General features: G+C 66.4%; 24 protein-coding genes. 7 read left to right on the top strand and 17 right to left on the bottom strand.

Features of this window, described 5'->3' with window-relative positions; genetic code table 11:
- The 8 genes from ACEQXV_RS05675 to ACEQXV_RS05640 all read right to left on the bottom strand — a co-directional run.
- Nucleotides 1-896 (bottom strand): ABC transporter permease (locus ACEQXV_RS05675; protein ID WP_370268252.1); only part of this gene is annotated, 896 nt, incomplete at its 3' end.
- A 3-nt stretch (nucleotides 897-899) separates the two neighbouring features.
- The gene (locus ACEQXV_RS05670) at nucleotides 900-1,988 is read right to left on the bottom strand and encodes an ABC transporter permease (protein ID WP_370254499.1); all 1,089 of its coding nucleotides are present in this window, start codon (nucleotides 1,986-1,988) and stop codon (nucleotides 900-902) included.
- Nucleotides 1,988-3,538 carry an ABC transporter ATP-binding protein gene (locus ACEQXV_RS05665; protein WP_370268250.1) on the bottom strand — a complete coding sequence of 517 codons (1,551 nt, stop codon included), beginning with the start codon at nucleotides 3,536-3,538 and terminating at the stop codon, nucleotides 1,988-1,990. Before ACEQXV_RS05665 ends, ACEQXV_RS05670 begins: the two co-directional genes overlap by 1 nt.
- Before the next feature lie 170 nt (nucleotides 3,539-3,708).
- Nucleotides 3,709-4,701 carry a BMP family protein gene (locus tag ACEQXV_RS05660; protein ID WP_370250950.1) on the bottom strand — a complete coding sequence of 331 codons (993 nt, stop codon included), beginning with the start codon at nucleotides 4,699-4,701 and terminating at the stop codon, nucleotides 3,709-3,711.
- Nucleotides 4,702-4,842: 141 nt separating this feature from the next.
- The gene (rimI, locus tag ACEQXV_RS05655; protein WP_370268249.1) at nucleotides 4,843-5,253 is read right to left on the bottom strand and encodes a ribosomal protein S18-alanine N-acetyltransferase; all 411 of its coding nucleotides are present in this window, start codon (nucleotides 5,251-5,253) and stop codon (nucleotides 4,843-4,845) included.
- On the bottom strand, nucleotides 5,250-5,906 hold the full coding sequence (gene tsaB / locus ACEQXV_RS05650; protein WP_370268248.1) for a tRNA (adenosine(37)-N6)-threonylcarbamoyltransferase complex dimerization subunit type 1 TsaB: 657 nt from the start codon (nucleotides 5,904-5,906) through the stop codon (nucleotides 5,250-5,252). Before tsaB ends, rimI begins: the two co-directional genes overlap by 4 nt.
- Complete coding sequence (locus tag ACEQXV_RS05645) at nucleotides 5,896-6,456, bottom strand: NifU family protein (RefSeq protein ID WP_370268246.1); 561 nt, start codon at nucleotides 6,454-6,456, stop codon at nucleotides 5,896-5,898. Before ACEQXV_RS05645 ends, tsaB begins: the two co-directional genes overlap by 11 nt.
- Nucleotides 6,457-6,538: 82 nt before the next feature.
- A complete protein-coding gene (locus tag ACEQXV_RS05640) occupies nucleotides 6,539-6,994 on the bottom strand; it encodes a universal stress protein (RefSeq protein ID WP_370250946.1) in 456 nt (151 codons plus the stop codon).
- Nucleotides 6,995-7,142: 148 nt separating this feature from the next.
- Here ACEQXV_RS05640 and ACEQXV_RS05635 point away from each other — a divergent pair, with 148 nt between their 5' ends.
- Nucleotides 7,143-8,186, top strand: a complete 1,044-nt coding sequence (locus ACEQXV_RS05635) for an endonuclease/exonuclease/phosphatase family protein (RefSeq protein WP_370250945.1) — start codon at nucleotides 7,143-7,145, stop codon at nucleotides 8,184-8,186.
- 42 nt (nucleotides 8,187-8,228) lie between these two features.
- Here the strand turns inward: ACEQXV_RS05635 and ACEQXV_RS05630 are convergent, their stop codons facing one another.
- The gene (locus tag ACEQXV_RS05630) at nucleotides 8,229-9,092 is read right to left on the bottom strand and encodes a branched-chain amino acid aminotransferase (RefSeq protein WP_370250944.1); all 864 of its coding nucleotides are present in this window, start codon (nucleotides 9,090-9,092) and stop codon (nucleotides 8,229-8,231) included.
- A gap of 314 nt (nucleotides 9,093-9,406) precedes the next feature.
- The gene (trpS, locus tag ACEQXV_RS05625; RefSeq protein WP_370268244.1) at nucleotides 9,407-10,429 is read right to left on the bottom strand and encodes a tryptophan--tRNA ligase; all 1,023 of its coding nucleotides are present in this window, start codon (nucleotides 10,427-10,429) and stop codon (nucleotides 9,407-9,409) included.
- A 104-nt stretch (nucleotides 10,430-10,533) separates the two neighbouring features.
- Here trpS and ACEQXV_RS05620 point away from each other — a divergent pair, with 104 nt between their 5' ends.
- The gene (locus tag ACEQXV_RS05620; protein ID WP_370268243.1) at nucleotides 10,534-11,220 is read left to right on the top strand and encodes a rhomboid family intramembrane serine protease; all 687 of its coding nucleotides are present in this window, start codon (nucleotides 10,534-10,536) and stop codon (nucleotides 11,218-11,220) included.
- A 4-nt stretch (nucleotides 11,221-11,224) separates the two neighbouring features.
- On the opposite strand, the gene murJ is transcribed toward ACEQXV_RS05620, so the two are convergent.
- Genes murJ through ACEQXV_RS05605 form a run of 3 tightly spaced genes read right to left on the bottom strand, consistent with a single transcriptional unit; the run spans nucleotide 11,225 to nucleotide 16,729 of the window.
- The gene (gene murJ / locus ACEQXV_RS05615) at nucleotides 11,225-12,772 is read right to left on the bottom strand and encodes a murein biosynthesis integral membrane protein MurJ (protein ID WP_370268241.1); all 1,548 of its coding nucleotides are present in this window, start codon (nucleotides 12,770-12,772) and stop codon (nucleotides 11,225-11,227) included.
- Entirely contained in the window at nucleotides 12,769-15,600 is a 2,832-nt protein-coding gene (locus ACEQXV_RS05610; RefSeq protein ID WP_370268240.1) for a [protein-PII] uridylyltransferase, read from the bottom strand. The genes murJ and ACEQXV_RS05610 overlap by 4 nt, the downstream gene beginning before the upstream one ends.
- Nucleotides 15,560-16,729: a penicillin-binding protein activator gene (locus ACEQXV_RS05605; RefSeq protein WP_370251291.1), complete on the bottom strand. Its 1,170-nt coding sequence runs from the start codon at nucleotides 16,727-16,729 to the stop codon at nucleotides 15,560-15,562. The genes ACEQXV_RS05610 and ACEQXV_RS05605 overlap by 41 nt, the downstream gene beginning before the upstream one ends.
- An 85-nt stretch (nucleotides 16,730-16,814) precedes the next feature.
- Between ACEQXV_RS05605 and rsmI the strand changes: the two genes are divergently transcribed.
- The 4 genes from rsmI (at nucleotide 16,815) to ACEQXV_RS05585 (ending at nucleotide 19,932) form a co-directional block, all read left to right on the top strand.
- A complete protein-coding gene (gene rsmI, locus ACEQXV_RS05600) occupies nucleotides 16,815-17,690 on the top strand; it encodes a 16S rRNA (cytidine(1402)-2'-O)-methyltransferase (protein ID WP_370251292.1) in 876 nt (291 codons plus the stop codon).
- Entirely contained in the window at nucleotides 17,687-18,040 is a 354-nt protein-coding gene (locus tag ACEQXV_RS05595; protein ID WP_370251293.1) for a YraN family protein, read from the top strand. Before rsmI ends, ACEQXV_RS05595 begins: the two co-directional genes overlap by 4 nt.
- Nucleotides 18,041-18,115: 75 nt before the next feature.
- Nucleotides 18,116-19,057 (top strand): glutathione synthase, encoded by a 942-nt coding sequence (gshB, locus tag ACEQXV_RS05590; protein WP_370268239.1) that lies wholly within the window; start codon nucleotides 18,116-18,118, stop codon nucleotides 19,055-19,057.
- Nucleotides 19,054-19,932 carry an alpha/beta hydrolase gene (locus ACEQXV_RS05585; RefSeq protein WP_370268237.1) on the top strand — a complete coding sequence of 293 codons (879 nt, stop codon included), beginning with the start codon at nucleotides 19,054-19,056 and terminating at the stop codon, nucleotides 19,930-19,932. Before gshB ends, ACEQXV_RS05585 begins: the two co-directional genes overlap by 4 nt.
- Here the strand turns inward: ACEQXV_RS05585 and ACEQXV_RS05580 are convergent.
- The 4 genes from ACEQXV_RS05580 to cobU form a co-directional block, all read right to left on the bottom strand.
- On the bottom strand, nucleotides 19,929-21,467 hold the full coding sequence (locus ACEQXV_RS05580) for a YifB family Mg chelatase-like AAA ATPase (RefSeq protein WP_370251296.1): 1,539 nt from the start codon (nucleotides 21,465-21,467) through the stop codon (nucleotides 19,929-19,931). The two genes, ACEQXV_RS05585 and ACEQXV_RS05580, sit on opposite strands and share 4 nt — an antisense overlap.
- A 39-nt stretch (nucleotides 21,468-21,506) precedes the next feature.
- Nucleotides 21,507-22,376, bottom strand: a complete 870-nt coding sequence (locus tag ACEQXV_RS05575; RefSeq protein WP_370268236.1) for a glutathione S-transferase N-terminal domain-containing protein — start codon at nucleotides 22,374-22,376, stop codon at nucleotides 21,507-21,509.
- Between the two features lie 81 nt (nucleotides 22,377-22,457).
- On the bottom strand, nucleotides 22,458-23,036 hold the full coding sequence (locus tag ACEQXV_RS05570; protein WP_370251298.1) for a histidine phosphatase family protein: 579 nt from the start codon (nucleotides 23,034-23,036) through the stop codon (nucleotides 22,458-22,460).
- Between the two features lie 163 nt (nucleotides 23,037-23,199).
- Nucleotides 23,200-23,727 carry a bifunctional adenosylcobinamide kinase/adenosylcobinamide-phosphate guanylyltransferase gene (cobU, locus tag ACEQXV_RS05565; RefSeq protein WP_370251299.1) on the bottom strand — a complete coding sequence of 176 codons (528 nt, stop codon included), beginning with the start codon at nucleotides 23,725-23,727 and terminating at the stop codon, nucleotides 23,200-23,202.
- Nucleotides 23,728-23,804: 77 nt separating this feature from the next.
- Here cobU and ACEQXV_RS05560 point away from each other — a divergent pair.
- Nucleotides 23,805-24,329: sigma-70 family RNA polymerase sigma factor (locus ACEQXV_RS05560; protein ID WP_370268234.1), on the top strand; the 525-nt coding region annotated here is incomplete at its 3' end.

Genomic DNA, 24,329 nt, shown 5'->3' with positions numbered 1-24,329 from the left:
ATCACCACGGTCAGGATGTAGGGCAGGGCCTGCATGAACTGCACCGGCACCTCGATCCCCAGAACCTCGATGTTCTGGAACAGGCTGCCCGTGGCATCGAGCAGGCCGAACAGCAGGCAGGCCATCAGCGCATACCACGGCCGCCACTTCGAGAAGATGAGCGCCGCCAGTGCGATGAAGCCACGGCCTGCGCTCATGTCCTTCACGAAGCTTGCCGACAGGCCCGTGGACAGGTAGGCGCCCGCGATTCCGCAGAGCACGCCGCAGATCAGCACTGCCGAGTAGCGCATCCGCACCACCGAGATCCCGGCCGTGTCGACGGCGGCGGGGTTTTCGCCCACGGCGCGCAGACGCAGACCAAACCGCGTGCGGTAAAGCAGCCACCAGGTGAAGGGCACCGCCAGAAGCGCCACGTAGACAAGGATCGAATGACCGGAAATCAGGTCGTGATAGATCGGCCCGATCAGCGGCACGCCCTGCAACTGGTCCGCGAAGGGCAGGGTGATGTTCTGGAACCGGCCCGAGGCTTCCAGCTGCGGCGTGCGGCCGCCAAGCGCGAACCAGCTTTCGCCGATCACGACTGTCATGCCGGCGGCCAGGAAGTTGATCGCCACGCCGGAAATCAGCTGGTTGCCTCGGAAGGTGATCGAGGCCAGCCCGTGCAGGCCGGCAAAGACGACTGAGGACACGATCCCGGCCAGCAGGCCGATCCAGACATTGCCGGTAAAGGCCGCCGCCGCTGCCGAGAAGAAGGCCGCGATCAGCATCTTGCCCTCAAGGCCGATGTCGAAGATGCCCGCGCGTTCCGAATAAAGCCCGGCCAGGCAGGCCAGCAGCAGCGGCGTGGCCAGACGGACCGAAGAGTCGAGAAGCTGAAGGAGGGTTGCGAAATCCATGGCTCAGCTCCTTTTCCCGAAGCGCAGGAACATGCGTTCCACGGGCATGCGCACCATGTTGTCGAGCGCGCCGGTGAACAGGATCACCAACGCCTGGATCACCAGCAGCATTTCCCGGCTGACGGCGGGCATCTCGAATTCCAGCTCGGCCCCGCCCTGGTAGAGCATTCCAAAGAGAAGCGCGGCGAGGAAAACGCCGACCGGGTGCGACCGGCCCATCAGCGCCACCGCGATGCCCACGAAGCCCGCCCCCTGAACGGGGTCGAGCACCAGGCGCTCGGCCTCGCCCATGACGCCGTTGATCGCCATCATCCCCGACAGCCCGCCCGAGATCAGCATCGAGATCATGGTGATCCTCACCGGGCTGATCCCGGCATAGACCGCCCCGGTTTCGGAATGGCCATAGGCGCGGATCTCGTATCCTAGGCGGGTCTTCCAGATCAGCAGCCATACGAACACGCAAGCCACCAGCGCCAGCAGGAAGGCCACGTTGAGCGGCGTCGAGCGGCGGAAGCCAAGCCAGGGCGCGATGTCATAGGCATTGGGCAGATGCGTGGGGTCGGCAAAGCGCGCGCTTTCGGGCGCCATCGACCCGGGTACCCGGAACACGTTGACCAGCAGGTAGACCAACAGCGCCGAGGCGATGAAGTTGAACATGATCGTGGTGATCACGATATGGCTGCCGCGCTTGGCCTGGAGATAGGCCGGAATCGCGGCCCAGGCCGCGCCGAAAACGGCAGCGCCCGCTGTCGCCGCCAGCAGCGCGACGGTCCAGTGCGGCCAGGGCACCGACAGGCAGACCACGGCGACGCCAAGCCCGCCGATCGCGGCTTGCCCCTCGCCGCCGATGTTGAACATCCGCGCGTGAAAGGCCACGGCCACGGCAAGGCCGGTGAAGATGAAATTGGTGGCATAGAACAGCGTGTAGCCCCAGCCATAGGCGGACCCGATCGAGCCGCGCACCATTATGCTCATCGCCTCCCACGGGCTTTCCCCGATATACAGCACCACCAGCCCTGACACGACCAGCGCCAGCACCAGGTTGATGAACGGGATCAGGGCCACGTCGGCCCATTTCGGCATCTTGCCCATCACGCGGCCCCCTTCGTTACGCCGGCCATCAGCAGGCCCAGTTCGCCTTCGTTGGTTTCCGAGGGCAGGCGTTCGCCCATGATGCTGCCGTCGAACATGACCGCGATCCGGTCGGACAGCGACAGGATCTCGTCGAGTTCCACCGACACCAGCAGGATCGCCTTGCCCTGGTCGCGCAGCGCGATGATCTGCTTGTGGATGAACTCGATCGCGCCGATATCGACGCCGCGCGTGGGCTGGCCCACCAGCAGAAGGTCGGGATTGCGCTCGATCTCGCGCGCGACCACGATCTTCTGCTGGTTGCCGCCGGAAAAGTTCTTGGCCTCCAACATCGGGTTGGGGGGACGCACGTCGTAGCTTTCCATCTTTTCGGCGGTGATGCGCTTTAGGCCCGCATTGTCCATGAACAACGAGCTTTTCTGGTATTCCGGGTCGTGGTGATAGCCGAAAGCCATGTTTTCCCACGCCATGAAGGGCATGATCAGCCCTTCTTTCTGCCGGTCTTCGGGCACATGGGCGATGCCGCGCGCGCGGCGGCTCTGACCATCGGAAAACTTGCCGGTCAGGTCGATTTCCTGCCCATTCACGGCGATGGCGCCACCCGAGGCCGGGATCATGCCGCCCAGGACCTCCAGCAGTTCAGACTGGCCGTTGCCAGCGACGCCCGCGATGCCCAGGATTTCACCCGCGCGGATCTGGAACGACACGCCCTTGAGGCGTTCGACCTTGTGTTCGTCGGTGACCCTGAGATCGCGCACATCGAGCACCACCTCGCCCGGATTGGCGGGGGCCTTGTCGACGCGCAGCAGGACCTTGCGGCCCACCATCAGTTCGGCCAGCTGTTCGGGGCTGGTTTCTGCCGTGGGCACGGTCGCGGTCATTTCGCCCCGGCGCATCACGCTGACGGTGTCGGTCACTTCCATGATCTCGCGCAGCTTGTGGGTGATCAGGATGATCGTCTTGCCCTGCTCCTTCAGCCCGTTGAGGATGCGAAACAGGTGGTCGGCCTCGGCCGGGGTCAGCACGCCCGTGGGTTCATCCAGGATGAGGATGTCGGCGTGGCGGTAGAGCTGCTTGAGGATCTCGACCCGCTGCTGGTGGCCGACCGAGATGTCCTCGATGATCGAGTCGGGGTCCACGTGCAGTTCGTATTCGTCCGACAGTTCCTTGAGCACCCGGCGCGCCTTGCTGACAGAGGGTTGCAGCATCGCCCCGTCCTCGGCGCCCAGGATCACGTTCTCGACCACGGAGAAGTTTTCCACCAGCTTGAAGTGCTGATGCACCATGCCGATGCCCGCATTGATCGCGGCCTGGCTGTCGGGGATGGCGGTCGGCTTTCCGTTGATGAAGATCTCGCCTGCGTCAGCCTTGTAGAAGCCGTACAGGATGGACATCAGCGTCGATTTCCCGGCGCCGTTTTCGCCGACGATCCCGTGGATCGTGCCCTTGCGCACCTGAAGCGAGATGTCCTTGTTGGCCTGCACCGGGCCGAAGGCCTTGGAAATGCCCCGCAGTTCGATGGCAAAGGGCTGTGTCGCTGGTTCTGTCATGGGCTGAAACCGTCCCGCGTTCTGTCTGGTTCGCCGCACCGGGCGGCGCGTTGAAAAAACGTTATCACAGGGGGGGCATCTGTCCAGCCGCATGGGCTGGCGGGCTGGCCCCGAAAAAACGACGGGCCGCCGGTCGGGCGGCCCGTCTGAAAGATGCTGTCAGCCAGGTCTTATTCGACCGGGCAGCTGCCATCCTCGGTGTAGTTGTGGACCGAGATCTCGCCGGCGATGATCGCGGCGCGGGCGGCTTCGACCTGCGCGATCATGTCCTCGGTGATGAGGTCGGCGTTGTTCTCGTCCAGGGCGTAGCCCACGCCATCTTCGGCCAGGCCGAAGACGTGGATGCCGGTCTCGATCTCGCCAAGCGGGGTCGAGAAGGCGTCATAGACGGCCACGTCCACGCGCTTGAGCATCGAGGTCAGAACCTGGCCCGGGTGCAGGTAGTTCTGGTTGCTGTCCACACCGATCGAGAAGATGCCTTCGTCGGCGGCGGTCTGAAGCACGCCGAGGCCGGTGCCACCAGCCGCAGCGAAGACGACGTCGGCGCCTTGTGCGATCTGGGCACGGGTCAGTTCACCGCCGCGCACCGGGTCGTTCCAGGCTGCCGGGGTGGTGCCGGTCATGTTCTGGATGATGGTTGCATCGGGGTTCACCGCGCGCACACCCTGGGCGTAGCCGCAGCCGAAGCGGCTGATCAGCGGGATGTCCATGCCGCCCACGAAGCCGACGGTGCCGGATTCAGAGGCCATGCCGGCCAGCATGCCGACGAGGTAAGAGCCTTCATGCTCGGAGAAGATGACCGAACGCACGTTGGGCTCGTCGACCACGCCGTCGATGATCACGAAGGTGGTGTCGGGATAGTCGGGGGCAACGACCGACAGGGCCGAGGCCTGGCTGAAGCCTGCCATCACGATCGGGTTGGCGCCTGCTTCGGCAAGGCGGCGCATCGCCTGTTCACGCTGCGCGTCGGACTGAAGCTCGATCTCGCGGTAGGAACCGCCAGTTTCATCGGCCCACTGCTCGGCGCCGTTGAAGGCGGCTTCGTTGAACGAGCGGTCGAACTTGCCGCCGAGGTCGAAGATGATCGCGGGGTCGGCCAGCGCGCCCGTCGCGGTGATCGCCAGAACGGCGGCGGCACCATAGAATTTCTTGAAAAGAGTCATGTTGCGTCTCTCCCGGTTGGATTATGGCCCGGCGTCGTTTTGCATGCGCCATGCCTGAAAAAAGGAATGAATCCCCTGCATGAATAAGGGCAAAGCGCGGGCAGCGGGTCAACCGTATTCTCGCGTCAACCGCGGTAATGTCTAAAGAGAAAGCGCCATGGTCAGCGCATCGGTGCGAAAGCCATCGGCTTGACGATAGTAGCCGGGCCGTGTGCCGCTGCGCTGGAACCCCGCCGCCTCGTAAAGTGCAATGGCGGCCACGTTGTCGGCGGCGACTTCGAGGAAAATGGCCTCGGCCCCGCGCGCCTTGGCCCGGACCAGCGCCGCGTCCAGCAGGGTCCGGCCAAGGCCCCTGCGGCGCAGGGTAGGATCGACGGCGATGGTCAGAAGCTCCGCCTCGCCCGCGATGGTCCGGATCAGGGCGAATCCACCCTCCTGAGCGATCAGGTCGCACAACGGATCGGCCAGGAAACCAGCCAGTTCGGACTCCGACCAGGGGCGCGGTGTGGTGAAGCTGGCCGCGTGAAGCCGCGCGAGCAGGGCCGGGGTCATGGCAGCATCACGGGGCCGGTTTCGCGCGCGGGCGCGGCTCCGGCATCGCGAATATAGAGCGGGGCCGGGCGCGGGGCAGGGGCCTGCCAGCGCGCCGCGGTTAAGCGCGCGATTGCCAAGGCTGGGGCGAAGGCGGCCGGGGCGTGGGTCGCGCCGATACGGGCGGCGACCTCATCTGCCCGCTGACCGATGCAGGTCAGACCCGGGTCCGCCCAGTCCGAACAGCTTTCAAATGGTACGAGTTCGGGCTCGCCTTGTGCCAGGCCATCGGTGAACCGTTGCAGATACAGGTGATCACGCCGCGCATCGAGGCAGGCCAGGACCGGCCCTTGCGTGCCGAACGCCAGCGCCTCTAGCCCCGACACGCCAAGCGCGGGAATGCCAAGCGACAGCGCCAGCCCCCGTGCAGCGGCAACCGAGATGCGGATGCCGGTGAAATTGCCAGGGCCAATGCCAACGCCGATCGCGGACAGATCGGACAGGGCGACGCCCGCGTCAGACAGGACGTCTTCCACAAGCGGCAGCAGCCGCTCGGCTTGGCCCTTCGCCATCTCCTCGTGCCATGCTGCCAGGCAGTGCCCGCCCGACAGCAAAGCGGCCGCGCAATGCGCGGCCGATGTGTCGAAGCCAAGGATCAGCGGGTCAGACGGCAACGGGGCGAACCTCGATCACCTCGGGGATGTAATGGCGCAGCAGGTTCTCGATCCCCATCTTCAGCGTCACAGTGGACGAGGGGCACCCCGCGCAGGCGCCCTGCATGTGCAGGTAGACGATGCCGCGATCGAACCCGTGGAATGTGATGTCACCCCCATCCTGCGCCACGGCCGGGCGCACGCGGGTATCCAGCAGTTCCTTGATCTGGCCCACGATCTCGGCGTCCTCGCCGCTGTGATCGGCATGGCCGCCCGCCGCGCCGTCGCCTTCCATCACCGGGGCACCGGACTGGAAATGTTCCATGATCGCGCCCAGGATCGCGGGTTTCACATGGTCCCACTCCACGTCGGCAGACTTGGTCACGGTGACGAAATCGGTGCCAAGGAACACGCCGGCCACGCCGCTGACCCCGAAGATACGGCCTGCCAGGGGCGAGGTTCCAGCGGTATCGGCACTGGGAAAATCTGCGGTGCCCGATTCCAGAACCTGAAGTCCGGGCAGGAATTTCAGCGTTGCGGGGTTGGGGGTGGACTCGGTCTGAATGAACATGGGAACGCTCCTTCGCGGGTTGATCCCGATATGCGTATCCTGACCGGGGAAGTCAAGAATTGGAACGGTTCCAATCTGCCCGTCAGGTGATCGCTTCCAATTGCTCCTTGGACAGCTCGCCCGGAACGATGGTCATCGGAATGGGCAGGCTTCCCGCGTTCTTGGTCAGCGAGGTTACCAGCGGCCCCGGCCCCTTGCGGCCCGCGCCCGCGCCCAGAACCAGAACCCCGATTTCCCGGTCCTCGTGAACCTGGCTGAGAATCTCGTCGATCGGTTCGCCCTCGCGGATCACCAGTTCGGGGTCGACCCCCTGCTTGTCGCGCATCCACTTGGCAAACACGTTGAAATGCGCCTCGATCCGCTCGCGTGCCTCTGCGCGCATGACCTCGCCCACGCCGATCCAGTGATTGAACTCATCGGGCGGGATGACCGAGAGAATCTGCACGCCGCCGCCGGTATTTGCCGCCCTCATGGCGGCAAAGCGCATCGCGTTGAGGCACTCGCGAGAGTCGTCGAGGATAACCAGAAACTTGCGCATGGACCCTTCCCCATCAGCCGACGCGCATCATGACCGAGGACGCGGGGTGTGGCAACAGAGCGATTTTCGGGTTTCGTTAACCAAGTTCGCGCGCACCCATGCTAGGCTTGCCGCAATTGGAGACATGACTTTTCGAATGGGGGGCCGCATGGCGTTTTATCATCACCTCAAGGGCTATCGCCGCGCCGAGGAGGCCGCCGCAGCGGCGGGGACGACGCCGGACTATCCCGGCAAGGCCGACTGGATCGCCTCGCGCCTGCTGGAGCTGCGCACGCATCTGCGCGACCGGATCACCGGTCGGCGGCGGGCCAATTCGCTGATCATCGGGTCCTGGAACATCCGCGCCTTTGACGATGGCCGTCCGCGCATGGACGAAAGCTATCATTACATTGCCGAGATCATCGACAGCTTCGATATCTGCGCGGTGCAGGAGGTGAAGGAAGACCTGGAGCCGCTGAAGCGCCTGGTCGGGCTATTGGGGCCGAACTGGGATTTCTTCGTCAATGACGTGACCGAGGGCGGGCCGGGCAACAATGAACGCATGGCGTTCCTGTTCAACCGCAACCGGGTGCACTTCAAGAACCTGATCGGGGAACTGGTGCTGCCGGCCGACGCGCTGATCGAGGGTCGCCAGATCGCCCGGTCGCCCTTCTTCGCCGCGTTCCAGGCCGGCTGGTTCCGCTTCACGCTTTGTAGCGCACATATCCTCTATGGCGGCAGCAGCGCCGCCGACCACGCGCTGCGCGCCGCCGAGATCAGGGCGATTTCCAAGGTGCTGGCACGCCGGTCGGACCAGACGGACGAAGTGCACGTTCTGTTGGGCGACATGAATATCGAAGCGGCGGGCGACCCGATCATGCAGGCGATGACGGACGAGGGGCTGCACGTGCCCCTGTTCGGCGCGACCAATCTGGGCGGCACCAAGCACTATGACCAGATCGCCTTCACCAAGGAGGACGTGAAAACGCGGCTTCTGGCCAAGGGCAGTTTCGACTGGCGCGGCGCGGTGTTCCGGGCCGAGGACGCAGACCATTACCGCCCCCATGCCGAGAAGATGCGGGGAGAGCCCTATGCGAACTGGGATCGGTCCTACAAGGGCTGGACCACCTACGAGATGTCGGATCACCTGCCGATCTGGATCGAACTGGAGGTGGATTACTCAGACGACTACCTGAGACGGTTCACCGGGTAAGGGCCTGGCGCGCTGCGTTTCGTCGACCGAGCGCAGCCGCGCTCATCCCGCGGTTTTCGCCCAGTCCCAGTAGAGGCGCAGCGCCTCTTTCGTGACCGGGCCCACCTGGTAATGGGTGCCGTCGAATTCCACGACCGGGGTGACCTTGGTCATGTTGCCCGACAGGAACACCTCGTCGGCTGCGCGCACGTCGTCGAAGCTCAGCACCTCTTCTCGCACGTCGTAGCCCGCACCGCGCAGGTTCTTGATATGGCGCGCGCGGGTGATGCCCGACAGGAAGGTGCCGTTGGGGATCGGGGTGCGCACGACGCCATCCTTGACCAGGAAGACATTGGCCGTGGCGCTTTCCGCGAGATTGCCCATGGCATCGGCCACCAGCGCGTTGTCATAGCCCTTGGCGCGGGCCTCGGCCAGCATTCGGGCGTTGTTGGGGTAGAGGCACCCCGCCTTGGCGTTGGTCACGTTGTCGGCCAGAACCGGGCGGCGAAACTGGGTCGTTGTCACGCGGACCTTGGCATCGGGCGAGGCCAGCGGGATTTCCTCCAGGCAGACGCAGAACCCGGTCGAGTCAGGCTTCGGGACGATCGCCGAGAGGCCGCCGTCGATGGTCCAGTACATTGGCCGGATATAGAGCGCGGTGCCCTCGGGATAGAGCCGGATGCCCTCCCAGACGATGTCGAAGATCTCCTGCGCGGAATGGGTGGGCTCCATCATCAGCGCGCGGGCCGAGCGGTTCACACGCTCGCAATGGGCCATCAGGTCGGGTGCAAGCCCATGGGCATATCGCGCGCCATCGAAGACGGTTCCGCCAAGCCACGAGCCGTGGTCCGCCGCGTTCATGATCGGCACGTTCCCGTCGTGCCACTTGCCCTCGAAATAGGTGCGGATATTCGTGCCGGTCGCCATTGTGCAGTCCTCCCGGCGGCCAGCATGGAAGGTTTTAGGTCAGAGGTCCAGACGTAAATCCGAGCTGGTAGCTCATCGGTGCGGGTGGCGGGGTGGTGCCGGGGCGGCTGGGGTGATCCGTGGCCCCGGTTCTGGGGGTGGGCGCTGCTTTGGGGGCGTCGGGCATGGCTGGGTTTCCTCCATCAGGTGGGGGTGTTCTGGCCTCACGCGGGTTAAGGCGGCGTTAAGACGGCAAGAAGGGCCCGAGCGGGCCCTTTTTGCTGCGCTCGGTCGACCGAGCGCCCTGCGCCTGCGTGAACGCCGGCGCCCCCGGCCTAGCTTCGCACCATGCCGACGATGTCATAGGTCCGGGCCAGGATCGGCGCGGCGATCTCGCGCGCACGTTCGGCCCCCCGGCCCAGGATGCGGTCGATCTCGGCCTGGTCCTGCATCAGCCGGGCCATCTCGGAAGAAATGGGGGCCAGTTTCTCGACCGCGAGATCGGCGAGGTCTTGCTTGAAATAGCCAAACAGCTTGCTCGCGTTCTGCGCCACCACGTCCTCGACCGTCGTATCGGCCAGCGCCGCCCAGATATTCACAAGGTTGCGTGCTTCGGGCCGCGCCTCCAGCCCCTCTACCGTTTCGGGCAGCGGATCGGGGTCGGTCTTGGCCTTGCGGATCTTCTTGGCGATCTCGTCGGCGCTGTCGGTCATGTTGATCCGGGTGCGGTCGGACGGGTCCGACTTCGACATCTTCTTGGTGCCGTCCTGCAGGTTCATCACCCGCGTTGCCGCGCCTTCGATCACCGGTTCGGTGATCGGGAAGAAGTCGGTGCCGAAGTCATGGTTGAACTTCGCCGCGATGTCGCGCGTCAGCTCAAGGTGCTGCTTCTGGTCCTCGCCCACGGGCACGTGGGTGGCGTGATAGATCAGGATATCGGCCGCCATCAGCGCCGGATAGGCAAAGAGCCCAAGCGACGCCGCCTCGGCATTCTTGCCCGCCTTGTCTTTCCACTGGGTCATGCGGCCCATCCAGCCCATGCGGGCCACGCAGTTGAAGATCCAGCCAAGCTGCGCATGCTCGGGCACCTGGCTCTGGTTGAACAGGATGCTGTTTTCGGGGTCGATCCCGGCGGCGATGAAGCCTGCACAAAGCTCGCGCGTGTTGCGGGTCAGGTCAGCGGGGTCTTGCCAGACGGTGATCGCGTGCAGGTCCACCATGCAGTAGATGCATTCATGCGTGCCCGCGTTTTGCATGTCCACGAAGCGTTTCATGGCGCCGAGATAGTTGCCGAGGGTCAGACCGCCCGAGGGTTGGATCCCGGAAAACACCCGCGGCGTGAATTTTGCGTCGCTCATCGCATACACCCTTGCCTGGCCCTGCGCGAAAGGGCCTCTGGTCAACCGCGCGCGCCTCGCTTACCCATGAGGACGTTGCCCGTCAACCGAGGGACAGAGGGAACATGGACGAACAGACCCATTCTCCGTTCAACGCGCTGCCGCCCGTGGTGGTGGCGCTTGCCGTGGTGCTGGGGGGGATCGAGCTCCTGTTCCAGCTGGCCAGCGCCGGCCTGATCGGGGGACAGGAAGGTGTCGGCTGGCGCATCGGTGCGATGCAAAGCTACGCGGTTCTGGACACGGTCTGGGAATGGATGCGCGCAAACCAGAGCTTCCCGCGCGAACATCTGGTCCGCTTCGTGACCTACCCGTTCCTGCATGGCGGGCTGACCCATGCCGCCTTTGTCGTCGTCTTCATCCTGGCCATCGGCAAGATGGTGGCCGAGGTGTTTTCCACGCTCGCCGTTCTGCTGATCTTCTGGCTGTCGGCGGTGGTGGGCGGGCTGGCCTTCGTGGTGCTGACCGATACGCCTTACCCGCTGATCGGGGGCTACCCGGCCGTCTACGGCCTGATCGGGGCCTTCAGCTTCATCCGCTGGGTCAATCTCGGGGCCATGGGCGAAAACCAGATGCGCGCCTTCGGGCTTATCGGGATGCTCCTGGCGATCCAGCTACTTTTCGCGGCGATCTACGGCAATTACGGCGATGTGGTCGCGGACCTGTCGGGCTTTGCCACCGGGTTCCTGATGTCCTTCCTTGTCAGCCCGGGCGGCGGGCACCGGCTTCTGAACCGGTTGCGCCAGCGCGACTGAAGTCTCAGCCCCTGCGCAGGGCCTTGCGGAAGTCGGCCAGCCGGAAGGCGCCGAGCGCCTGGCCGATGGCAGCATAGGCGACCGCGCCCAGGGCCACCACGGCCAGTAGCGCCCCATAGCGCAGGCCAGCGGCCCCAAGCGCGTCGGACAGCCCCCAGGCCAGGGCCCAAGTGACCAGCCCCATCAAGGCCGAGGCCAGCACGATGCGCGGCGCGGCGCGGCGGGCGCGGGCGTCGAGCCGGGTCGCCTCGCCGAAACGACGCGCGCCCAGCCACAGCATACCGGTCATCGCCCAGGCGGCCACGGTGGCCGCAACGGCGGGCGCAAGCCAGCCGATCACGGGCATCAACCCGAAAGCAAGGCCAGCGTTGATCGCCATGGCGGCCAGCGCGTAGCGGAAGGGGGTGCGGGTGTCTTCACGGGCGAAGAACACCGGCTGCTGCAGCTTTTGCAGCACGAAGGCGGGCAGGCCGAGACCGTAGATCGCCAGCGCCTGCGCGATGGCCAGCGCATCGGCGGCATCGGTCGCGCCGCGCTGGAACAGGACCGAGACCACGGGAAGCGGGATGAACAGGAAGGCGGCGGCGCAGGGCAGGGTCAGCACCAGCGCGAATTCGAAGGCGCGCGACAGCGAATGGCGCGCGCCCTCCGGGTCGCCGGCCTTCAGCCTGCGCGACAGTTCCGGCAGCAGCACGATGCCGATGGCGATGCCCACCACGCCAAGCGGCAGCTGGTAGAGCCTGTCGGCCGCAAAGAGCCAGCTGATCGCGCCCTCGGTGCGCGAGGCGACGAGCTGGCCCACCACGAGGTTGATCTGCGCCACGCCATTGGCCAGCGCGGCGGGCAGTCCCACGGCCAGCAGGTGCTTCATCTCGGGCGTCCAGCGCGGCCTGCCGGGGCGAATGCGCACGCCCGCCCGTTCCGCCGCGCGCCAGACCAGCGCCAGCTGTGCCACGCCCGCCAGCGGGATGGCCCAGATCAGCCAGGTGATCACCGCCCCGCCAACCAGCGCGCCAACCGTCATCGCGGAGATCACGAAGACATTCAGCAGCACCGGCGCGGCCGCCGCCGCCGCGAAATGGCCGTGCGAGTTCAGCACGCCCGAAAAGAGCGCCGCGAGTGACATGAACAGGATGTAGGGAAAGACCACGTGGCCGAAGCCCACGGCCATGTCGAAGCGGGCATCGCCAACGAACCCGCCCGCCGTGGCCCAGACCAGAGCGGGCATGAAGAGCATGCCAAGCGCCACCAGGACAAGCACCACGAAGCCAAGCCCCGACAGCGCGTCGCGGGCAAAACCGTTCGTGTCCTCCCCCGCTTCGGCCTTCTTGGAATACATCGGCACGAAGGCGGCGTTGAAGGCGCCCTCGGCGAAGAAGCGGCGAAAGAGGTTGGGCAGGCGGAAGGCGGCGACGAAGGCATCCATCACCGGGCCGGGGCCGATCAGGGCCGTCAGCATGATTTCCCGCACGAAACCGAGAACCCGGCTGGCCATGGTCCAACCGCCCACGGTCAGGAAGCCGCGCACCAGCCGGATGGGCTTGCCGCTCATGCCCCGGCCCGTTCCGCGACGCGGGCGATGGCTTCGCGCAGCTTTTTCTCCAGCGCGTCCTGCCGGTGCTTGGCATGCAGTTTCAGGCCGAACATGTCCTTGACGTAGAAGGTGTCGATCACCTGTTCACCATAGGTCGCGATGACGGCGCTGGCGATGTAGATATTGGAGGCGGCCAGCGTCTTGGTCAGATCATAAAGCAGGCCGGGCCGGTCGCGGGTGTCGACCTCGATGATCGTGTAGATCTCGGAGCCTTCGTTGTCGAAGGTGATGTTGGTGGGCACGTTGACGGGGCGTTCGCGCTTCTTGATCTTGTCGCGCTTGTCCAGCGCGTGACTGGCCACGACCTCGCCCTTCAGGGTCTTGTCGATCATGCCCTTCAGGCGCGGCAGCCGGCCGGCTTCATAGGGGTGGCCCTCGGCGTCCTGCACCCAGAAGACCGCCGTCGCGAAGCCGTCTTTCGAGGTGTAGGTGCGCGCGTCGACCACGTTGGCCCCCACCAGGCTCAGCGCGCCCGCGAGACGCGAGAAGATGCCCGGGTGGTCGGCCAGTGCAAAGCAGACGCGGGTGGCGTCACGGTCGATGTCCTGCGCCGTGTCGATGCGGATCTCGCTGTCCGAAATGCCGCGCAACAGCCGGGCAATGACCACCTGGCTGTCGGTGTCCAGCCCTTGCCAATAGGGCCCGTAATGGCGGTCAGTCTCGGCCTTGAGATCCTTGCGGTCCCAGTCCTCCAGCCGCTCGCGCAGGGCGCGCTTGGCCTCGCCTTCGCGCTTCTCGCGGTTGAGGTCTTCCAGCCCGGTTTCCAGCGCTGCCGCCGTCGCCCGGTAAAGCCCGCGCAGCAGCGTCGCCTTCCAGTTGTTCCATACGTTGGGGCCCACGCCCCGGATGTCGCAGACCGTCAGCACCGTCAGCAGGTCCAGCCGCGACCGGGTCTTGACCGCCTTGGCGAAGTCGCGGACGGTTCGGATGTCACCGATGTCGCGCTTCTGCGCCATGTCCGACATCAGCAGGTGATGGCGCACCAGCCATTCCACCGTGTCCGCCTCGTCGGGCTTGAGCCCCAGGCGGGGACAGATGCGGCGGGCGATCTTGGCCCCGACGACGGAATGATCCTCGTCGCGGCCCTTGCCGAGATCGTGGATGAAACAGGCCAGGTAGAGCACCTTGCGGTTCACGCCCTGCTTGAGAATGCCCGAGGCGACCGGCAGCTCCTCGATCAGCTCTTCGCGCTCGATCTGTGCCAGCGTCGAGATCACCTGGATGGTGTGCTCGTCCACCGTGAAGCTGTGATACATGTTGAACTGCATCATGGCGACGACCGGGGCGAATTCGGGAACAAAGGCCCCCAGCACTCCAAGTTCGTTCATCCGGCGCAGGCCCCGTTCGGGGTTGCCGTGCTTCAACAGAAGATCAAGGAAGATACGCACCGCCTCGGGGTCAGCGCGCATCTCGTCGTCGATAAGCTTGAGGTTCGCCGTCACCAGCCTCATCGCGTCGGGGTGGATCAGGTAGCCCGTGCGCAGCCCCTCTTCGAAGAGCCTTAGAAGGTTCAGCTTGTCGGCCAGGAAGGCCTTGTCGTCGGTCACCGCCAGGCGTCCCTGTTTGACCACGTAGCCGGGCTTGAGCTTCTTGCGGCGCATGCGGCGGCCCTTGAGCAGGCCGATCAGCATCGGCTCGGGCTTGAGATGCGCGGCCTCCATCGCGGTCAGGAAAATGCGGGTCAGTTCGCCCACGCGGGTGGCGTGGCGGAAATAGTCCTGCATGAAATATTCCACGGCGCGACGCCCGCCGTGGTCGGTATAGCCGATGCGCGCGGCGACCTCGACCTGGAGGTCGAAGGTCAGCTGGTCCTGGGCCCGGCCCGACAGCAGGTGGATGTGACAGCGCACCGCCCAGAGGAAGCGTTCGGCCGCGTCGAAGGCGTTGAATTCCTCCTGTCGGAAGACCCCCAGCTGCACCAGTTCGCTGACCTGCGTGACGCCGTGTTCATACTTGGCGATCCAGTAGAGCGTTTGCAGGTCGCGCAGGCCGCCCTTGCCTTCCTTCACGTTGGGTTCGACCATGTAGCGCTGGCCGCCCTGGCGCTTGTGACGCGCGGCGCGTTCTTCCAGCTTGGCCTCGATGAACTCGCTCGCCGTGCCCTTGAACAGCTGCTTTTGCAGCGTTTCCTGCAATTCCTGCGACAGCGCCGCGTCACCGGTCAGGAAGCGCATCTCCAGAAGCGTGGTGCGAATGGTGAAATCGCCCTTCGCCAGGCGCGTGCAGTCGGGAATGGACCGGCTGGCATGACCCACTTTCAGGTGCAGGTCCCACAGGATGTAGAGCGTGGATTCCACCACGCTCTCGGCCCATCCGGTCATCTTGTAGGGCATCACGAAGAGCAGATCGACATCCGAGAACGGCGCCATTTCCCCGCGCCCGTAGCCGCCCACGGCCATGACCGCCATGCGTTCGGCCTCGGTCGGTGTGGGGTTGGGATGCAGGAAGGTGGTGGCGACGCGGATCGCCTCGGTGACCAGCCCGTCGGTCAGATGGGCATAGGCGCGGGTAACGCGCCGGGCATATAGCGGGGCCTCGTCGAAGGCCGCTTCGATGGACGCGCGGCCCGTCTTCTGGGCGGCGGACAGTTCGGCCACGGTGGCGGCGCGGATCTGGCCGGGGTCCGACAGGTCCGCCAGCGCGGCATCGAGCCGGGCGCGGACACCCTCGGCGTCGAAGATCGTCTCCGGGGGAAGGATCAGTTCCCCCGGGGCAGTTCCGGTTTCTGGCAGGCGGGGGTTCCGGTCAGAAGCCGGAAGCGCCAAGGCGTCCTGGTGCAGGGTCAATGATGGAAACCTGGTTCTCGAGTACCGTTGCGATCGCCATGGCCCGTTCCACGGTGCCGTTGGCTCGCAGGCGGAATACCCCGTTCGCCCCGGCAAAGCCAGAGGAGGAGGTGAGTTCGGTCACGCCGAGCACGCCGAATTCCGCCGCCGTTTCTGCGATGGCGCGCATGGCGTCATAGGCGATCGGGGCCAGAACATGCGGCGCGTCCCCGAACGCGGCGGTGTAGCGCGCGTTGAAGGCGGCGTTGGCGTCGGGGTCGGGAAGCGCGAACCAGCCGCCCTGAAGCCCGGACAGTTCCAGCGTCTGCGGGGGGATGTCCCACCGGGTCAGGCCCATCACGCGGACCTCTTCGGTGTCGAGCCCGTTTTCCGGCAGCAGTTGCGCAAAGAGCGGCAGTGCCGCCGAGGCCTCGGAGGTGATGACGAGGCCGTTAGCGTCGGAAGAGCGGATCATTTCCATCACGTCGGGAATGGCCTGAACCACGCCCTGCTGCGAAAACTCGAAGCTGGCCACGCCCGCCACGGTGCCGCCGCGCGCGGCGAAAGCCTGCTGAACCGCGTCGCGGGCAACCTCGCCTGCCAGGTTCTGCGCATGCAGGATCACCACGCGGTTGCGGCCCTGCGCCATGGCATAGCCCGCGATCCGGTCGGCGGTGTTCTGGAACGTGTGGCCCAGGACGAAGACGTTGCCGCCGGCGATCTCGGTGTTGTTGGAAAAGCTCATGATCGCGACGTTGCTGTTGGAGACGGCCACGCCGGCGGCTGCGGCCGCGTCCGAGCGCAGCGGGCCCACGATTACCCGAGCGCCCTGCTGGATGGCCTCGCGGGCCACGGTCGCGGCCTGCGCAGGATCGGCGGCAGTGTTGTAGACGGTGATCTCCAGCTGCACGCCCTCGAATTCCGAGGCCGCCAGGCGTGCCGCGTTCTCAAGGCTGCGCGCCACAATCTCGTCGCCCGGGCTGGCCGAGCCGTAGGGCAGCAGCAGTGCCACTTCGATCGGCGCCCCCGCGCGCACGCGCGGGCCGCTGCCGCCGGGCAGACCTGCCTGACAGGCGGCCAGGAGACCGGCAGAGAGCAGCAGCAGAACCTGCCGCCGCGACTTGCGAAGGAAGCTGAAAGAAGGGAACATGTGGGGCCGTCTCCTGCAGGCGCGTATCGAACGAGCGGACCCTACGCGGTCGTGCCAGCCAAGTAAACGCCAAGAGGCCCCAGCCATGACCGATCAGCCTTCCTCCGCCGGTGCGCCCCGGCTTGCCCCGGGCCTTTACCTGGTGGCGACTCCCATCGGTGCCGCGCGTGACATCACGCTGCGGGCGCTCGACATCCTGTCGGCGGCCGACGTGATCGCGGCAGAGGATACGCGCACCGCGCGCAAGCTGATGGAAATCCACGGCATCGCGCTGGGGGGGCGTCCGCTGGTGGCCTATCACGATCACAGCGGCCCCGGCGCGCGCGACCGGCTGGCCGCGATGGTGGGCGAGGGGCGGTCGGTGGCCTACGTGTCGGAGGCGGGCACGCCGCTGGTGGCCGATCCCGGCTATCAGCTGTCGCGCGCGATGATCGAGGCCGAGCTGCCGGTCTTTGCCGCCCCCGGGGCCTCGGCGGTGCTGGCGGCGCTGACCGTATCGGGATTGCCGAGCGACCGGTTTCTCTTCGCGGGCTTCCCGCCGCAGGCCGCGGGCGCGATGAAGACATGGGTGGCCGAGCTGGCGCCGGTTGGGGCAACCGTGATCCTCTACGAATCCCCGCGCCGCGTTCACCGCTTGTTAGATGTTCTGGTGGAAAGCTTCGGGCCGGATCGGCCGATGGCGCTGTGCCGGGAATTGACCAAACGCTTCGAGGAGGTCTTGCGCGGATCGGTCGAGGAGGTGCGAAGCGCCATCGCGGATCGCAGCCTGAAGGGTGAGATCGTGCTGGTGATCGGCAAGGGCGCACCGGTGCAGGCCAGCGCCGAAACGCTGGAGGACGCGCTGCGCAAGGCGCTGCAAACGATGACGGTGAAGGACGCGGCGGTGCATGTGGCCGCGGAGCTTGGGTTGAAGAAACGCGACGTATACCAGGCGGCGCTGAAGCTGGAGGCAGAGGGATGAGCGGACAGGTGTCCTACCTGGCGGGGCTGTCGGCCGAGGATCAGGTCGCGCGGCATTATGCTGCCGAGGGGCACGTGATCCTGTCGCGCCGCTGGCGCGGTCAGGCGGGCGAAATCGACCTTGTGGCGCAGAAGGGCGCCGAGGTGATCTTCATCGAGGTCAAGAAAAGCCGAAGCCATGCCCGCGCCGCGGAGGCGCTGAGCGCCCGGCAGCTTGCCCGCATCCATCACAGCGCGGAAGACTACCTGGGCCACCTTCCGTCGGGCGCGAACACGCCCTGTCGGGTCGATGTGGCCCTGCTCGATTCGATGGGCCGGATCGACATCCTTGCCAACGTGACTTGTGCATGAGGGCACACTGACGCCATTGCACCTTCGCGTTTCACGGGCCATGTATGCGCAAAGCCCGGGAATGGAGATGCCCTCATGCCGCTCAAGGTCGCCATCCAGATGGACCCCATCGGCCCGATCAATATCGACGCCGACAGCACCTTCCGTATCGCCGAAGAGGCGCAGGCGAGGGGGCATGAGCTGTTCTACTACACGCCCGACATGCTGGCCTTCCAGGAAGGCAGGGTTACGGCACGGGGATGGCCGCTGACGGTGCGGCGCAAGAAGGGCGACCACTTCACGCTTGGCGAGATGCAGCAGATCGACCTGGCCGACTGGGACGTGGTCTGGCTGCGCCAGGACCCGCCCTTCGACATGGGTTACATCACCACCACCCATATCCTCGAACGCGTGCATCCCGACACGCTGGTGGTCAACGATCCGTTCTGGGTCCGCAACTACCCCGAGAAGCTGCTGGTGCTGGACTTCCCCGACCTCACGCCGCCCACGACCATCGCGCGCGACCTCCAGACCCTGAAGGATTTCAAGCACAAGCACGGTGACATCATCCTCAAGCCGCTCTACGGCAACGGCGGCGCCGGGGTCTTCCGGCTCGATCCCAATGATCGCAACCTCAATTCGCTGCACGAGCTTTTCGCCGGCATCAACCGTGAACCGCTGATTGCGCAGAAGTTCCTGCCCGACGTGTCGGCCGGCGACAAGCGGGTGATCCTCGTCGATGGCGAACCCGTGGGCGCGATCAACCGGGTGCCCGCCAGCGGCGAGACCCGGTCGAACATGCATGTGGGTGGCCGCCCCGAGAAGGTCGCCCTGACCGAGCGCGACCGGGAAATCTGCGCCGCGATCGGCCCGCTTCTGCGCGAGAAGGGGCAGATTTTCGTCGGCATCGACGTGATCGGCGGCTGGCTGACCGAGATCAACGTGACCTCGCCCACAGGCATCCAGGAACTTGAACGTTTCGACGGTATCAACGTGGCCCGGATGATCTGGGAGGCCATCGAGGCCCGGGTCGCATGACCCGGCGGGCGCGGCTGCTGCACCTGTGGCTGCGCTGGATCGAGCGGTCCGCCCTGGGCCGCTTGCGCGATCAGGACGTGGTCCGGGTGCGCCGGCGCTTCGAATGGCAGGGGCGCATCCTGTTCCCGATCCCGCGCGGCATCGCCCGGCGCTGGATCACACGTGCCGGAATGACGGTGCTGGAACTGGGGCCGTCCGAGGGGGCGCAGATCCTCTACCTGCATGGCGGTGGCTACGTCTTTGGCAGCCCACGCACGCACAAGGGCCTTGCGGGCCGGTTGGTGGCGCGAACGGGGCTTGGCGCGGTGGTGCCCGACTACCCGCTGGCGCCCGAGCATCCCTTCCCCGCGGCCCCCGAAGCGGTTCTGGCGCTTTACAGGGACATGGCCGCGCGCGGGCCGGTTGTCCTGGCCGGGGACAGCGCGGGCGGCGGTCTTGTGCTGGCGCTGCTGGCAATGATCTGCGCTGAGCCCGACCTGCCGGGGCCGCGGGCCACTCTGGTCCTCTCACCGCTCACCGACCTTGCCATGACCGGAGACAGCCTTGCCCGCAACGATGCGACCGAGGCGCTCCTGCCGGTTGACGGCATCCGGGCCTCGGCCCTTGGATATCTGGACGGGGCGGCCCCCGAGGATCCGCGCGCCAGCCCGCTTCACGCGCGCTTCCCCGGTGCGGGGCCGGTGCATGTCTGGGTGGGTGACGGCGAGGTTCTGCTCGATGACAGTCGCCGCATGGTGGCCGCGCTGGAGGCGCAGGGGATCACCGCGCATCTCACCGTCGAGCCGGGTCTACCCCATGTCTGGCCGATCTTCCCAGGCTGGCTGCTGCCCGAGGCCGAGCGCACGCTCGACCAGATGGCCGCCGCGATCCGCTAGTTCCTGCCCGCCACCAGTCGAAAGCCGAGCGCCTCGGCCACATGGGGCATCCGCAGGTCTTCGGACCCTTCAAGGTCGGCAATCGTGCGCGCCACCCGCAGCACGCGGTGATAGCCCCGCGCCGACAGGCGGAAACGGTCGGCGGCCTTCAGCAGCATCTCTCGCCCCTCGGTGTCGGGCACGGCGATCTGGTCGAGCAACGCGCCCTCGGCATCGGCATTGACCCTCGCGGCGGCACCAAGCGCCTCGAACCGCGCGGCCTGCCGGTCGCGGGCGGCGCTGATCCGGGCAGCGACCGTGGCGCTGTCATCGCCCGAGGGCGGCAGGTCGAGGTCGGTGAAGCCCACGGGCGGCACCTCCAGCCGCAGGTCGAACCTGTCCATCAACGGGCCCGAGATGCGACCCAGGTAATCTTCCCCGCACAGCGGTGCCCGCCCGCAAGCCTGGTCGGCATCGTAGAGATGCCCGCAACGGCAGGGATTGGCGGCGGCGATCAGCAGGAAACGGCAGGGGTAGGTCACATGGGCATTCGCACGGGCAACCACCACGTCGCCGGTCTCGATCGGCTGGCGCAGGGTTTCCAGCACCTGGCGCGGGTATTCGGGAAACTCGTCAAGGAAGAGCACGCCATTGTGGGCGAGGCTGATTTCCCCTGGCTTGGCGCTGCGCCCGCCGCCGACGATGGCCGCCATCGACGCGGTGTGATGCGGCGCGCGGTAGGGTCGGGTGCGGGAAATGCCCCCCTCGTCCAGAAGCCCTGCCAGCGAATGGATCATCGAGGTTTCCAAAGCCTCCGCGGCGCTGAGCGGTGGCAACAGCCCCGGCAGACGTGCGGCCAGCATCGACTTGCCCGATCCGGGCGCCCCCACCATCAGGAAATGGTGCCGCCCGGCGGCGGCGATTTCCAGTGCCCGCTTGGCCCGTTCCTGCCCGCGAACTTCGCGCAGGTCGCGTGTCGATGTCTCGGCGATCACCTCGCCGGGTTCCGCTGGGGGCAGGGGGGTGCGGTCGGTCAGGTGGTTGATGATCTCGGCCAAGCTGCGACCCGCAAAGACCGGCGTTGCGCCGACCCAGGCGGCCTCTGCCCCGCAGGCAGCAGGGCAGAAGAGCGCCCGCCCGTCCTCGCCTGCCGCCAGGGCCGTGGGCAAGGCGCCGATCACGGGCACGAGCGAGCCGTCAAGCGACATCTCGCCCAGGCTCATCGCGCCCTCGACCGCCTCGCGTGGGACGATGCCGAGCGCGCCGAGCAGCGCCAGCGCGATGGGCAGGTCGAAATGAGAGCCCTCCTTGGGCAGGTCGGCGGGCGAGAGGTTGATGGTGACCCGCTTCGAGGGCAGGGCGATCGCCATGGTTGACAGCGCCGTGCGCACCCGGTCGCGCGCCTCGCCCACGGCGCGGTCGGGCAGGCCCACGATGGAAAAGGCAGGAAGGCCCGGCGTGACGGCGCATTGCACCTCGACCCGGCGCGCTTCGAGACCCTCGAAGGCGACGGTATAGGTGCGGGCTAGGCTTTCCGGGCGGCCAGTGTCGAACATGGTTAACACCTTGGCCCGAAAATCTTACCAAGCGGTAAATCAGCCGCCGTAAATCGCCATGAATTCCGGCCAGGCCTCGGGGTCGGCCACGGTCTTGTCTCGGCAGAAGGCGTTGCAGAAGCCGAAGAGGCGCCCGTCGATCTCAAGGAAATGGGTCACCGGCTCGCCCGAGTAGGGGCAGGCGGTGTTCGCAGATGGACCCTGGACCACCGCCTTGGCGGCCAGCGGCACAGGTGCCGGGAAGGGGCGGCGCGGCAGGTCCATGTCGTAGGTGGGCTGCTCCGGCCCTTCGACCAGCCCCATGGCGCGCCAGCGGCGGAAGGCGGGATGCGCCACATGCGCCTCGGCATAGGCCAGCGCAGGGCCCGAGACCGGAAGGTCGTAGGTCAGGATGCGGGTGGCGACGGGGGCGAAGAACACATCGGCCAGCGAATAGGCCCCGCAGAGCCACGGACCGCCATGCGCCTCGAAGGCGCGGCCCCACAGCAGTTCAAGCCGGGCCAGGTCGGCCTTGACCGCATCGCTTGGCACGAAGTCGGCCCACCCGGTGCGCAGGTTCATCGGGCAGGCGCCGCGCAGGGCGGCGAAGCCCGAATGCATCTCGGCCACGAGGCTCATCGCATCGGCGCGCGCCTTGGGATCTGCGGGCAAAATCCCTTTGTCGGGATAGGTGCTGGCAAGGTGCCAGGCGATGGCCAGTGAATCGGTCAGCATCCCGCCCGTTGGCGTGCGCAGGATCGGCACCGTGCGGCTTGGCGGCGAAAAGGCCTGCACATCCAGCAGGAATTGGTCGCGGTACATGCGGGTGGTGCGCACGGTGACCGGAATGTCGAAGGCGCGAAAGGCCAGCCAGCCGCGCAACGACCAGCTGGAATAGGATTTGTCGGCAATCAGAAGCGTATAGGTCATCGGGCAAGGGTCCTGTGAAACACCCGCCCAGCTAAGCCCGACGCAGGCTCGCTGTCCAATTCCGTTTCGTGAGGCGTCCCATCAGGGCAGGTGATTGATCGCCTCGACGCGCCAGGCCCCGCCTTCATGCACCACCCGCGTGATCGAGAAATTGTCGATCTTATGCGCCAGGGTCTCATAGGCGCTTTGGCCAGAAGCGCGCTGGACCTGGGTCAGGATCGTGCCGAAATGGGCTACCGCGACGATATGGGCATCGGGATGGGCGGCGGTCATGGCGTTGACGAAATCCGCCACCCGCGCCGAAGCGGCGTTCCAGCTTTCGCCTTCCGGTGCCGCGACATCGCCCGGATCCTCCCAAAAGCGGCGGCTCAGCACCGGGTCGCGGTCTGCAACCTCGGTGAAATGCAGCCCATCCCAGGCCCCGAAGTCGATCTCCCGGATCTGGGGCGCATGGGGCAGTCGGGTGCGCCCACGGGCAACCGCGTCCGCCGTGGCCGAAGCACGCACGAGGTCCGAGGATACCAGCAAGGCCGGGCGCGGAAGGGCCGCATCGAGCCGCGCGATCAACGCCCTGTCCGACAGGTCCGCCGGAACGTCGCGCCAGCCCACGAAGGTCTTTTCATGCGTCGGCCCGTGCCGGACCCAGTGCCAGGTGGTCATGATGCACCGCCTGTTCCGGGGCTGCATTCATTGTTCCGAAAATATCCCGGGGGAGTCGCCGCCAGGCGACGGGGGCAGCGCCCCCAGGAATTTTTTGTGAAAATTCCACCCGCGATCCGCCAGGATCGCGCCCGGGTCGACGCCGCAGGCGGCGAAATCCCCATCATGAACGCGTGCCCTTCAGAACCAGGGGCAAGCCCGCCATCACAGCGATCACCAGGTCGGCCTGCGCGGACAGCAACTGGTTCAGTTCGCCCTGCGCCTGCCGGAACGCCCGTGCCAGCGCGTTCTCGGGCACGATGCCCTGGCCTGTCTCGTTGGTAACCACGACCACCGGGGCAGGCGCGCTCGCCAGCGCGGCCAGCAGCCGATCGGCTTCCGCGCGCCAGTCGCGCTCGGCCAGGATCAGGTTCGACAGCCAGAAGGTGGCGCAGTCAAACAGCGCCACCTCGCCTGCGCGCAGTTCCGAGACCGCGGCGCAGGCGTCGAAAGGGGCCTCGATGGTGCGCCAGCCGTGTTCGGCACGCATCTCGCGGTGGCGGGCGATCTTGGCCTTCATCTCGTCGTCGAAGGCCTGGGCCGTGGCGATGTAGACGCGCGTGCCGGACTGGTCGCGCACCAGCGCCTCGGCCTGGGCCGATTTGCCCGAGGCCGCACCGCCGATCACAAGGGTCAGTCGGGGCAATGTCATTTTTTCTCCTTGAAAAGTGATCCGACCGGAATACCCGACCGTATCCCTCGTAAATAAACACCCAACAGGAGCGCGTTATGGCACTCGACCTCGATCCTGGCCAGTCTCTTTCCCGCCACGCCCGTGCGGCGGAACTCTTGGATGCGGACACCGAGAGGGAACTGGCGATCGCCTGGCGCGACCATCGCAATGAGGCGGCGCTGCATCGGCTCATCACCGCCTACATGCGGCTCGCCATCTCGATCGCGTGGAAATTCCGCGGCTACGGCGCCTCCATGAACGACCTCATCCAGGAGGCGGGACTTGGCCTGATGAAGGCCGCAGACCGTTTCGACCCGGATCGGGGCGTGCGTTTCTCGACCTACGCGGTCTGGTGGATTCGCGCCGGCATGCAGGATTTCGTGATGCGCAACTGGTCGATGGTGCGCACCGGGTCCACCTCGTCCCAAAAGAGCCTGTTTTTCAACATGCGCCGGGTCCGCGCCCGGCTGGAAGCCGAGGCTGCCAGCGAGGGCGTGGAGCTCGACGGGCATCAGCTGCGCGAGAGGATCGCGACCGAGATCGGCGTCAGCATCAAGGACGTGGAGCTGATGGAGGGGCGG

Source organism: Nioella sp., assembly GCF_964229645.1.
GTDB lineage: Bacteria > Pseudomonadota > Alphaproteobacteria > Rhodobacterales > Rhodobacteraceae > Nioella.
Note: the sequence above shows the minus strand (reverse complement) of the source record. Positions and strands in the feature narration are given on the sequence as shown.